The sequence below is a fragment of the Flaviflexus sp. genome (assembly GCF_041440645.1).
Lineage (GTDB): Bacteria > Actinomycetota > Actinomycetes > Actinomycetales > Actinomycetaceae > Flaviflexus.
Genome location: NZ_JASDVN010000052.1, coordinates 41366 through 51499, shown reverse-complemented (window position 1 = coordinate 51499; position 10134 = coordinate 41366). Strand labels below are relative to the sequence as shown.

At 59.0% G+C, this 10134-nt stretch carries 11 protein-coding genes, 2 tRNA genes and 1 pseudogene; 6 read left to right on the top strand and 8 right to left on the bottom strand.

What is annotated here, in order from left to right; translation table 11 throughout:
* A pseudogene (locus QMB98_RS07995) lies at positions 1-328 on the bottom strand (aminopeptidase N); the annotation flags it as partial.
* Between the two features lie 126 nt (positions 329-454).
* On the opposite strand from QMB98_RS07995, the gene QMB98_RS07990 reads away from it, so the two are divergent.
* Both QMB98_RS07990 and QMB98_RS07985 read left to right on the top strand, forming a co-directional pair.
* Positions 455-1060 carry a DsbA family protein gene (locus tag QMB98_RS07990; protein WP_371685178.1) on the top strand — a complete coding sequence of 202 codons (606 nt, stop codon included), beginning with the start codon at positions 455-457 and terminating at the stop codon, positions 1058-1060.
* The gene (locus QMB98_RS07985) at positions 1057-1698 is read left to right on the top strand and encodes a hypothetical protein (protein ID WP_371685176.1); all 642 of its coding nucleotides are present in this window, start codon (positions 1057-1059) and stop codon (positions 1696-1698) included. The genes QMB98_RS07990 and QMB98_RS07985 overlap by 4 nt, the downstream gene beginning before the upstream one ends.
* A gap of 321 nt (positions 1699-2019) precedes the next feature.
* Here the strand turns inward: QMB98_RS07985 and QMB98_RS07980 are convergent, their stop codons facing one another.
* From QMB98_RS07980 to QMB98_RS07960, 5 genes are all read right to left on the bottom strand, one after another.
* Positions 2020-4002: a M13 family metallopeptidase gene (locus QMB98_RS07980; RefSeq protein ID WP_371685175.1), complete on the bottom strand. Its 1983-nt coding sequence runs from the start codon at positions 4000-4002 to the stop codon at positions 2020-2022.
* 137 nt (positions 4003-4139) lie between these two features.
* Complete coding sequence (locus tag QMB98_RS07975; protein ID WP_371685174.1) at positions 4140-4739, bottom strand: hypothetical protein; 600 nt, start codon at positions 4737-4739, stop codon at positions 4140-4142.
* 99 nt (positions 4740-4838) lie between these two features.
* Positions 4839-5420: a serine O-acetyltransferase EpsC gene (gene epsC, locus QMB98_RS07970; RefSeq protein ID WP_371685173.1), complete on the bottom strand. Its 582-nt coding sequence runs from the start codon at positions 5418-5420 to the stop codon at positions 4839-4841.
* Between the two features lie 2 nt (positions 5421-5422).
* Positions 5423-6358 carry a cysteine synthase A gene (gene cysK, locus QMB98_RS07965; RefSeq protein WP_371685172.1) on the bottom strand — a complete coding sequence of 312 codons (936 nt, stop codon included), beginning with the start codon at positions 6356-6358 and terminating at the stop codon, positions 5423-5425.
* Between the two features lie 257 nt (positions 6359-6615).
* Positions 6616-7233 (bottom strand): YigZ family protein, encoded by a 618-nt coding sequence (locus QMB98_RS07960; RefSeq protein WP_371685170.1) that lies wholly within the window; start codon positions 7231-7233, stop codon positions 6616-6618.
* 232 nt (positions 7234-7465) lie between these two features.
* On the opposite strand from QMB98_RS07960, the gene rpsN reads away from it, so the two are divergent.
* The 3 genes from rpsN to QMB98_RS07945 all read left to right on the top strand — a co-directional run bounded on the left by rpsN (position 7466) and on the right by QMB98_RS07945 (position 8539).
* Positions 7466-7771: a 30S ribosomal protein S14 gene (gene rpsN / locus QMB98_RS07955; RefSeq protein WP_371685168.1), complete on the top strand. Its 306-nt coding sequence runs from the start codon at positions 7466-7468 to the stop codon at positions 7769-7771.
* 47 nt (positions 7772-7818) lie between these two features.
* On the top strand, positions 7819-7980 hold the full coding sequence (rpmF, locus tag QMB98_RS07950) for a 50S ribosomal protein L32 (RefSeq protein ID WP_371685167.1): 162 nt from the start codon (positions 7819-7821) through the stop codon (positions 7978-7980).
* 184 nt (positions 7981-8164) lie between these two features.
* Complete coding sequence (locus tag QMB98_RS07945) at positions 8165-8539, top strand: hypothetical protein (protein WP_371685166.1); 375 nt, start codon at positions 8165-8167, stop codon at positions 8537-8539.
* A 652-nt stretch (positions 8540-9191) separates the two neighbouring features.
* Here the strand turns inward: QMB98_RS07945 and QMB98_RS07940 are convergent.
* Both QMB98_RS07940 and QMB98_RS07935 read right to left on the bottom strand, forming a co-directional pair.
* Entirely contained in the window at positions 9192-9563 is a 372-nt protein-coding gene (locus tag QMB98_RS07940; RefSeq protein ID WP_371685165.1) for a PH domain-containing protein, read from the bottom strand.
* Between the two features lie 216 nt (positions 9564-9779).
* Positions 9780-9853: transfer RNA gene (locus tag QMB98_RS07935), tRNA-Gly, on the bottom strand.
* A gap of 83 nt (positions 9854-9936) precedes the next feature.
* On the opposite strand from QMB98_RS07935, the gene QMB98_RS07930 reads away from it, so the two are divergent.
* A tRNA-Pro gene (locus QMB98_RS07930) sits at positions 9937-10009 on the top strand.
* The last annotated feature ends 125 nt before the right edge of the window (positions 10010-10134 follow it).

Genomic DNA, 10134 nt, shown 5'->3' with positions numbered 1-10134 from the left:
GGTCAACGAACCTGTGCATGCCCTCGCCGGTGTTCATGAACTGGCAGGTCGCATCGACAATGACCTCGTTCTGTTCCTTCAGGCCAGTCAGCTGAATGCGCGAGTCTGCATGGGCAGAAACGTCGACCTGCTCGCCGTTGAGCTGGATCGAGTTGACGGTGCCGATGAGATCCAGGAAGGTCTGGTCCGAGGTGGCTGAGAAGTTAATGGTCGTGATCGACGAGAAGGTGGTATCGCCCCTCAGATCCAACTGAACGCGGTAGGAATCGGCCGCTACGGCCGAGGCGCGTTCTGCGGCCTCTGCGCGAGTGAGGTTCTCTCCTGGCATGAATGTCCTTTCAATCAAGTGCACGGGTGGCGTGCTCCCACCTAACACTACTTGTATGAACCAAAATACGCTGAGCGCTGAGCTTGAGCGCTTGGCTGAAAACGTAATCTACGGGACTATTGTCGTATGGCTGACAAAATTGAATTCTGGTTTGACCCCTCTTGCCCCTGGTGCTGGATGACCTCACGGTGGATCACCGACGAGATCGTCCCCAATCGCGACGTCGAGGTGACGTGGCACGTGTTGTCCCTCAACTACCTCAACAGGGGTCGAGATCTGGATGCTCGCTACGCGAAGATGATGGAGGACGCACTCTTGGGTGCACAGGTTTCCGTCGGTGTGGGTGAGGTCTACGGCCAGGAGGCTCTCGGCAACTTCTACACCGAGGTCGGTAACCGCTACCATCCGGGTGGTCGCGTCAACGACCGCGACGCCATCGTCGAGGCACTCGAAGCACTCGAGCTCGATGTCGCCCTCGTGGAGCGTGCAGAGGCCGGCGAGTTCGATGAGGCCATGGAGGCACAGCTCAAGGGTGCAACCGACCTTGTTGGTACCGACGTTGGCGTTCCCACGATCTCCGTGAACGGCTCCGCCTTCTTCGGACCCGTTGTCACCCCGACGCCTCGCGGCGACGATGCTCTTCGCCTCTGGGATGGTGCAGTTCTGGTGGCCAGCGTTCCCGGCTTCTACGAGCTCAAGCGTTCCCGCGACAAGGGACCGTCGTTCGAATGATCAGACAGCTTACAGCCGTCTCCCTCATCGCAGTGGGCGCACTAGCCGCCTGCTCTGACGATGCGGATTCGGAAGAAACAACGGCCCCTGAAACCATCTCGTCGGAGGGCACTGACGGCACCTCTGATACTGACGGCAACACCGACACCGAGGGCACTGACGGTGCCATGGCGGTGGATGGTGACCAGGCAACGTCGACCGACGGTCGATACACCTTCACCCTCGCAGACGGTTGGCAGGCATACCCCGCTCCGCTCAGCGACAACGTCAACATCACCGTTCTCCTGGTTGCTGGGGTCAACGAATCCGAGTTCGTTCCCAACCTCGTTGGCACCTGGATGGCAGCATCCGATGTCACACCAAGCACCTACGAGGATTGGAAGGCATCAGCCGAAGAGGTTCTCGGTGGCGAAGGTACAGAGATCACCGGTGCCGAACCGCTCCAGGCAGATGGTGAGACCATCAACGGCATTCGGATCGACCGAACCGTCGATGGCGTCAATATCATTCAGATCGTCTACCTCATCCAAAGTGAGGAGGGAAATCAGGAAGTCGCATACACAGCGCTCCCTGACGACTTCGATACTCACCTCCCAGACATTCAGTCCATGATCGAATCCATCAGCGCAAACAACTGATCATCGGGCGAGTGAACGGCACGTATTGCCAAACAGGATCCTCGGACTATCTGAGATGAAGGAAGCGGCGGGCACAGTGCCCGCCGCTTCCTTCATCTGGTTGACAGTCGTATCCGGCCAAGAATGTTCCCGGCCATTCGTGTGTCCGACCAATAGTGTGCCCGGCCAATAGCCGATCGAGAAGGTACCCGGACGGGCACCAATGAGGCGTCAAGCGAGCGCCGACAGATAAGAACGACGGGGTGGCCGATGAGGCCACCCCGTGCGTATGAGCTGTCGTTAGTTGACTGGTTTGTCAGCTAACGGCGGCTCATTGTTGAGTTACCAGATGACGACTCGTTCATCCTCGGGGAGGTAGAGCTCGTCGCCTTCCTCCACGTCGAATGCCTCGTGGAAGGCGGTCAGGTTCTTGGCTGCGCCGTTGCACCTGAACTCGGCGGGGGAGTGCGGATCGACGGAGAGCATGACGATTGCGAACTCGTCGCGTGACTTCTCCTTCCAGATCCGTGCCCACGAGTAGAACAGGCGCTGGGTGCCTGTGACACCGTCGATGACGGGAGCGTCCTCGAGCCCGCCCAGGCCCTGGCGGCGCAGAGCAATGTCGTACGCCTTGAGAGCGATCGTGAGGCCACCGAGGTCGCCGATGTTCTCACCGATGGTGAGGGCACCATTGACGTGATGCTCGGACTCGCCAAGCTGGGTTGGGGTGTAGGCGTCGTACTGCTTGATGAGAGCGTCCGCGCGCTTCTCGAACTCTGCGCGGTCCTCATCGGTCCACCAGTTGTTGAGTCGGCCCGACTCGTCGTACTTGGAGCCCTGATCATCGAAGCCGTGGCCAATCTCGTGACCGATGACGGCACCGATGCCGCCGTAGTTCCATGCATCGTCCGCTTCCGGATCGAAGAACGGGGGCTGGAGGATGGCGGCGGGGAACACGATCTCGTTCCAGACCGGGTTGTAGTACGCGTTCACCATCTGGGGAGGCATGTACCATTCCTCGCGGTCCATGGGAGTACCGAGCTTCGCGATGCTGCGGTCGGTCTCGAACGAGGACGAGGCGCGGACGTTCGCAACCAGATCATCGCCGATGACCAACTTGGAGTAGTCGCGCCACTTGCTCGGGTAGCCAATCTTGGGGTTGAAGGTGGAGAGCTTCTTCAGAGCCTTCTCCTTCGTGCCCTCACCCATCCAATCCAGGTTCTGGATCGAGAGGCGGTAGGCCTCGAGCAGGTCGGCAACGAGCTGCTCCATCTTCTCCTTGTGAGTGGGCGGGAAGTGACGTTCCACGTAGATCTTGCCCAGGGCCTCACCGAGAACACCGGAGACGAGGGCAACGCCCCTCTTCCAGCGTTCCTTCTGCTCGGTTGCGCCCGTGAGCACGGTTCCGAAGAACTCGAAGCGCTTCTTGGAGATTTCTTCCGTGAGGTACGCGCCGCGTGCGACAACAACCTGGAAGGTCAGGTACTCCTTGAGGACATCAAGGTCGGTCTCGTCCCACAGTTTCGCGGCTCCGCGCAGAGCATCCGGGGTGAGGACAATGACGCTGTCGAGGTGATCGGTGGGAACACCAACGGCCTCGCGAGCAGCATCCCAGTCGAAGCCGGGAGCGGACTCAACAAAGTCTGCCCACGGCATAGGGTTGTTGATCTTGTCCGTGTCGCGCGTGGTGACAACATCGGCGTGATGGGAGGCGAGAGCTGTCTCGAACTCAACTACGCGCTGAGCCGCTTCCTCGTAGTTCGCGAGAATACCCGTGAGCTCCAGGTACTCGCGAGCGAAGGTGCGGAACGTTTCAAGGGTCTCGGCGTGCTGCTCGCTGCGGTAGTACGCCTCATCCGGCAGAGTCAGACCCGACTGGCCCAGGAACAGGACGTAGGAGTCGGGGTCGTTGAGGTCCGCATCGATGTCGAGGTTGAAGGGGACATTGACTCCGGTGCGGATCAGGGTGCCAGCAACGCTCGCGAGAGCGGCCTTGGTCTGTGCGAGGGAGATCTGCTCGAGATCCTCCTGGAGAGAATCGGTACCGATCGCGTTGAGCTTCTCGGTGTCCATGAAGGAGGAGAAGTAGTCGGCGATCTTCTGGGCGTCACCCTCAGGGTTGCCCGCGGTCAGGTCCTCAATGATGTCTTTGACGCGAGCCTCGGACTGTTCGTTCAGGTCGTAGAAGGAGCCGTCGCGGGGGCGATCGGCAGGGATTTCGTGACTGTCGAGCCAGGCACCATTGACCCAGCGGAAGAGGTCGTCTTGGATTCGAACGGACTGCTTCGCGTTCGCTAGAACGTCACTAAGAATAGAATCTGTCATTTCATCAGTCTAAGCCGTAAGGCACGCTTCAACGCCCCTCCAAGCCTTCCGCGAACAGGATCAGGGCAGCAAGACACCGCCAGGCAGATTTGCCTGGCGGTGTGAGAAACGTGGAACAGCGAAACTGTGTCGGGAGGTTAGCTCTTGGTGGTGGCCGAGAGACCGAGGCCTACGGCGGCGTGCACCAGCATGGCGAAGGGCGTTGCCCAGGGGAGAAGATCGAGCAACCACGCTGACAGGCCAACGAGGATGCCTCCCGCAAGGAACGAAACCACCGGGGTGCCGTCGTAGCCGGTGAAGGTGGCAAGGGTGCGCACGATCTGACCCGTGGTGCCCTGCTCGACCATGGTCTTCGCCCATCGCCTCCCGCGAGCGATCTCCGTGACAGCTCCACAGAGGAACCAGGACCCCGCCACGATGATGGCGTCCTGGTAGCCCACGGACTGGTGGGTGATGAGAAGAACGACGAGGCCGGTTGCGATGCCGGCGGTGATGGAAAGACCAACCGCGGGATGCTTCGGGGAGGTGCGCAGGTACGCGATCCCGGCGATCTGAACGACGATCCAGCCAGCGGCGGAGAGAGCCGCGAGCAGGAGCCCATGACCAAGGCTGCTCGTGAGAATGTAGCCAATGGCAAGAGTCAGGATTGCGATGGCGGTGAGCAGGAGAGCCCTCGAACGGGACTGTCGGATGGTCGCCTGGTACTCGGGATTCGAAGCAAAGTCACTGGCTGTCATACCGTCAACTGTAAAGGCACCACGTGGAGATAAAAGAATGGCGACCCAGGTGGGCCGCCATTCTCACATCAATTGAGACTGCTCTCGATGCTTAGGTTCTCAGATCCAGATCGCGGGATCGATTTGGGGTTCCATGACCGGTACCTCACGGTTCTTCGCGGGGACTCCCACGGCAGTGACTCCTGCGGGGACATCCTTGACGACGACGGCGTTGGCTCCGATCTGGGAGTCATCACCGAGGGTAATGGGGCCAAGAACCTTGGCCCCCGCACCGATGGTCACGCGGTTGCCGACCGTGGGGTGGCGCTTGCCCTTGTTGAGGGAAACGCCACCAAGGGTCGTCCCGTGATAGATCATGACATCCTCACCCACCTCGGCGGTCTCGCCAATGACGACACCCATGCCGTGGTCGATGAACATCCTGCGTCCGAGCTTGGCACCCGGATGGATCTCGATGCCGGTGATGGCACGTGCTGTCTGGGACAGGAGGCGTGCCGGAAGCTTCAGGAACTCCGACTTGTTCCACATGGCATGAGCCACCCTGTGTGCCCACAGGGCGTGCACTCCCGGATAACCCAACGCTACTTCCAGCTTGGTGCGTGCGGCAGGGTCGTGCTGACGAGCGGCCTCAAGGTCTTCCATGAGGATCGTCTTCAAGGAGGCGCCATGCGTTCCGGGCATAATTAGTCAACCAGTCCTTCGAAGAGCGGGGTGGAGAGGTAACGCTCACCGAACGAGGGGATGATGACAACGATGGTCTTGCCAGCGAATTCTTCGCGGTTTGCGACCTCGCCGGCTGCCTTGAGGGCGGCACCGGAGGAGATGCCCACGAGGAGGCCTTCCTTCGTTGCGGCCTCGCGAGCCCATGCGAACGCATCGTCCGATGCGACGTCGATGACCTCGTCGTAGATCTCGGTGTCGAGGATGCTGGGAACGAAGTTGGCGCCAATGCCCTGGATCTTGTGGGGGCCGGCCTTGCCCTCGGTCAGGAGGGGAGACTCGAGCGGCTCAACAGCGAAGATCTTGATGTCGGGGTTTTGCGAACGCAGGTAGCGACCAGCACCGGAGATGGTGCCGCCGGTGCCGATGCCGGCAACGAATGCGTCAACCTGACCGTCGGTGTCGTTCCAGATCTCGGGGCCGGTGGTGGCCTCGTGGATCGCGGGGTTGGCGACGTTGGCGAACTGGGAGGCGAGAACAGCGCCCGGGCGCTCCTGCGCAATCTCTTCCGCCTTCTCGACAGCGCCCCTCATGCCGTCGGCCGGTTCGGTGAGGATGAGCTCAGCGCCGTAGGCGCGCAGGAGTGCGCGGCGTTCCTTCGACATCGAGGAGGGCATGGTGAGAACAACGTTGTAGCCGCGTGCTGCACCAACGAAGGCGAGTGCGATGCCGGTGTTGCCGGAGGTGGCCTCAACAATCGTGCCGCCCGCGGTCAGCTGGCCCGACTTCTCAGCAGCATCAACGATGGCAACGCCAATGCGGTCCTTCACGGAGTTGGCGGGGTTGTAGAACTCGAGCTTGGCGAGAACGGTGGCCTTCGAATCCGGGTAGAGGTGGTTGATGCGGACCAGGGGAGTATTGCCAGCAAGCTGGGTGGCATCGGCTGCGATACGAGACATAGATATTCCTTAAAAATGTTGGGTGGTTCTCAAAAAAGGAGTTACGAATTCACTGACGGCAGTGTGCAGATGTGGGAGTACCGAGCATGCACGTGAGCGCACCCTTGGGCTCGGTACTCTACCGACAGGACAGACAGCAAGAGGACGAACGCTGAATGAACATGGTCGCCTCCTGAGTAAAAGATAGTTAAAACTTCAAGCTGGGTGCTTGCATCCATCGTTTCATGACGTGCGCCACCAATTCAAGCTGAGTTCACTCAGCGAGAGAATCTCTTCACTGTTCCTGAAAATTTGGGCTCAACTTCAACTCCTAGTTCGGAACTGGCCACGGTTGCCAGTTTTCCCGAATCCTCAGCCGTCACGACCAGGGTGACTGACGATGACCATCGGGCTTCCACGTCCCACCCGTGGCTGCGCAGCAGGCTCTCGAGGCGGCCCGCCCGGTCAACCGGGGTGGTGATTGACCACTGCGGCACTTCGGTCAACGTCCACAGGGTGGATTCGTTCACGGCCTGGGAGACCGAGTTACCGTAGGCGCGCACGAGACCGCCGGTGCCAAGCAGGGTGCCACCGAAGTAACGCACGACCACGGCCGAGACGTTGGTGAGGCCGCTTCCTCGGAGCACATCGAGCATGGGTCTGCCTGCGGTTCCCGATGGTTCTCCATCATCCGAGGAATGCTCGCGATCCTGCTCACCATCGACCTGGACAATCCATGCGCAGCAGTGATGCCTCGCATCAGGGAACTCTGCTCTCATGTCCACAACAAGCTCCCGAGCCTCGTCGGGATTGGTGGCAGGGGAGAGCTGAGTAATGAAACGGGAGCGCGAAATCACAAGTTCAGTACGCACACTGTCTCGAATCGTGAGGGCCATAGCGCTAGTCTAAGTGGTATCAAATTGTCGGCTCGGCCCATGCGTCCCCGGTCGCTGTGACCGAAAGCGCGGAATTTAGTGGGTGAGCTAACTAGGGTTTCTCCGCAAACCTGCGTTAGGATGGTTTGTCGGACCGCTGTCCCTCCGGGTGATCCCCATCGCGCGAGGAAACTCCTGGTAGGTCCAGCAAGATACAGATGTATTGCCGGTTCTCCGGTAAAGAGAGGTAAGCATGGCGAAGAAGTCGAAAATTGCGCGTGACAAGCAGCGCCGCGAGATCGTCGAGCGCTACGCAGAGCGTCGCGCACAGTTGAAGAAGGCTTCGGTGGACGAGAAGCTGACGCAGGAAGAGCGCGATGAGGCCATGGCCGCATTGCACCGCCTTCCCCGCAACGCATCCCCCGTCCGCCTGCGCAACCGCGACGCCATCGATGGTCGCCCCCGCGGTTACCTCGGTGACTTTGGACTTTCCCGTGTCCGCATGCGCCGCATGGCGCTGCGCGGTGAGCTTCCTGGCGTCACCAAGTCCTCCTGGTAAACCCAATGGCGACTCGTTAGTCGCCCAAGACAGAAAGGAGCGGCGCTATGGCAGTTCCCAAGCACAAGATGTCGCGTAGTAACACCCGTAATCGCCGGTCCCAGTGGAAGGCCCAGATGACCGAGCTCGTCACGGTCAAGGTCCAGGGTCGCGAGGTTCGCATTCCCCGCCGCCTGGCCAAGGCTTACCAGACTGGTGAGATCGACTAAACGATTAAACGTGAAGCGGTGCTGAGTTTGACTCGGCACCGCTTTTCTTTTGCCCAGCAGGTGGGAAAGTGGGGGAGTTTTCGTGAGCCCATCTCCAACGCTGGTAGTTTCAAGACGTACCGCGCACAGATACAGAAGCTCTTCAGCGCCCCGACATCCAACCCCCGAACGGAAGGTGATGGTGATGAACTCTCAGAGTCGAGAAGAACACCTGAACGGTACCGTTAACGAAGTGTGGGACAAGCTCGGGTGGCGATACATCTACGACGCCGAGTTTGAGCAGTGGAGCAGGGAAGACTTCTACGGCCAGTGGGACTGGGATGAGCTTCAGGAGAGCGTCGGAGCTCTCTACACTCACCCACCACTCAAGGTCGGAGATGTGGTCGACTCCTGGTCAAAGCTCGACAGCCTCCCTCTCGGAGCAAGCCTTGAACTCCGCCACGGTAGCCAGCTCACCGTATGGACCCGTTGCGCCCAGGGATGGCGTTCCGAAACGAAGCAGTGCGCACCGCACCCCTCCTCCGAACTCCACCTCTCCACCCTCGAATTCCTGGACTAGAACTTCCCCTCCGGGTCCGTGTCATCATCCGGGTAACAGTTCACGTACCAGGCCGGTCGCAATTCTCGGTTCCTGCTCTGGTACCAGGACCCAAGTTAGCGTTAAAACTTTTTCTAGTTTCTCACGAAGTCGATCCCTCATGGCTTTCCACCCGCATGGGAGGAGCTGGTGCTCCCGACGATCTGATCGCGGGCCACCAGACACAAACGTGGCTCGCAACTGCAGGTCAGCATGAGATCAAACCGAGCACGGGCGGATACTGGTATCACAAGAGAGCAAGCAGGCCGCACCCATCAACGCTGGATCCGGCCTTCCAGGACAAACTGATAAGGAAGCTTGAAGGGTACGCGGGAGTCGCGTTCCCACTGCCGTGAAAGTCAGCAACGTCTACGCGTTAAACGTTCACCAGTCCAGAATCTCATCACCTTTAGGCCTTAAAGGTGAGATGTTGAGAATCTGATCCCATTTAACTCTTAAACGTGGAACGTTGTGTCCGCACCGGCCACGCTTGTTCGAGGCCGAGTGTCGGAGAGACCATCGCCGAGTGGTCGGGGTCTTCAAGCAAGTACTTCCATGTCGGGCGATCTCGCCTTGGAAATTGACACCCTCGCGCTAACGTGTGCCTCAACGTCACATGAGCAGTAGAGACTGGCTAGTGGTTGAGAACTGCGTTCGCGATCAGTGTGTCGATGCGGTGGACATCAACCTTCTTACCGAGCTTGATCTTGATGTGTCCAGCCCGAGTCCACAGCTCAACTTCCGCGTTCACGTCGATGAGCTTACCTGCGTTTTCAGTCGACCACATGTTGATGGCGCTGTACGGAAGTGAGTAAATCTCGACCTTCTTGCCGGTGAGACCCTGAGAATCTCTGACGATCAGTCTCTTCGATGTGAAGATGGCGGTATCGCGAAATGTTTTGAATGCCGCATAGGGTTGCTCGTTCTGAGCCAAGAAGCTCACCACATCCTGTGGAATCGGGACTTCCTCAAAAAACGTCCATTCAGCGATAGTGGAAAACTCCATTGTTTTACTCCATTCGATCGTTTCCTGGCGAAATCATAGCGGAGTTCCGTGGCGCATTTTTCGAAAATGGTTTGCCCGAAACGATGATCAAATGATCTGCAAAAAGCTGAGATTCTTGATTGATGGGAAACCAGGCGAAATTGCATGAGCATGAGGAAATTCAACGCCACGTTGCAGTTTCGGTAACGAAAAACCCCGGCCTAGCCGGGGTTCGTGTGGAGCGGGTGACGGGAATCGAACCCGCACTATCTGCTTGGAAGGCAGAGGCTCTACCATTGAGCTACACCCGCACGGCTTAGAGAGTATCAAGTTTCGGGTATCAATTTCCAATTGGCTTGGACACCTGACTAAGATTGGGTCGTTCCGTCAGTGACGGGGTGTGGCGCAGTTGGTAGCGCGTCCGCTTTGGGAGCGGAAGGCCGTGGGTTCAAGTCCCGCCACCCCGACAGAAGAAAAGGCCGGTATCTTGCCGAAAAGCGAGATGCTGGCCATTTTCATTTCTTTGTCAGGTACCACCTCGTTCCTTCGTTCTGTTCCTGTTGTCAGTCGGTCCACTCGTGTGGTCTATAGG

Bases quoted from the DNA above. Each gene is read 5' to 3' on its own strand.
- rpmF (WP_371685167.1), top strand. From the start codon at position 7,819: ATGGCAGTTCCCAAGCACAAGATGTCGCGTAGTAACACCCGTAATCGC.
- QMB98_RS07940 (WP_371685165.1), bottom strand. From the start codon at position 9,563: ATGGAGTTTTCCACTATCGCTGAATGGACGTTTTTTGAGGAAGTCCCG.
- QMB98_RS07990 (WP_371685178.1), top strand. From the start codon at position 455: ATGGCTGACAAAATTGAATTCTGGTTTGACCCCTCTTGCCCCTGGTGC.
- epsC (WP_371685173.1), bottom strand. From the start codon at position 5,420: ATGCCCGGAACGCATGGCGCCTCCTTGAAGACGATCCTCATGGAAGAC.
- QMB98_RS07960 (WP_371685170.1), bottom strand. From the start codon at position 7,233: ATGGCCCTCACGATTCGAGACAGTGTGCGTACTGAACTTGTGATTTCG.
- QMB98_RS07985 (WP_371685176.1), top strand. From the start codon at position 1,057: ATGATCAGACAGCTTACAGCCGTCTCCCTCATCGCAGTGGGCGCACTA.
- QMB98_RS07975 (WP_371685174.1), bottom strand. From the start codon at position 4,739: ATGACAGCCAGTGACTTTGCTTCGAATCCCGAGTACCAGGCGACCATC.
- QMB98_RS07945 (WP_371685166.1), top strand. From the start codon at position 8,165: ATGAACTCTCAGAGTCGAGAAGAACACCTGAACGGTACCGTTAACGAA.
- cysK (WP_371685172.1), bottom strand. From the start codon at position 6,358: ATGTCTCGTATCGCAGCCGATGCCACCCAGCTTGCTGGCAATACTCCC.
- QMB98_RS07980 (WP_371685175.1), bottom strand. From the start codon at position 4,002: ATGACAGATTCTATTCTTAGTGACGTTCTAGCGAACGCGAAGCAGTCC.
- rpsN (WP_371685168.1), top strand. From the start codon at position 7,466: ATGGCGAAGAAGTCGAAAATTGCGCGTGACAAGCAGCGCCGCGAGATC.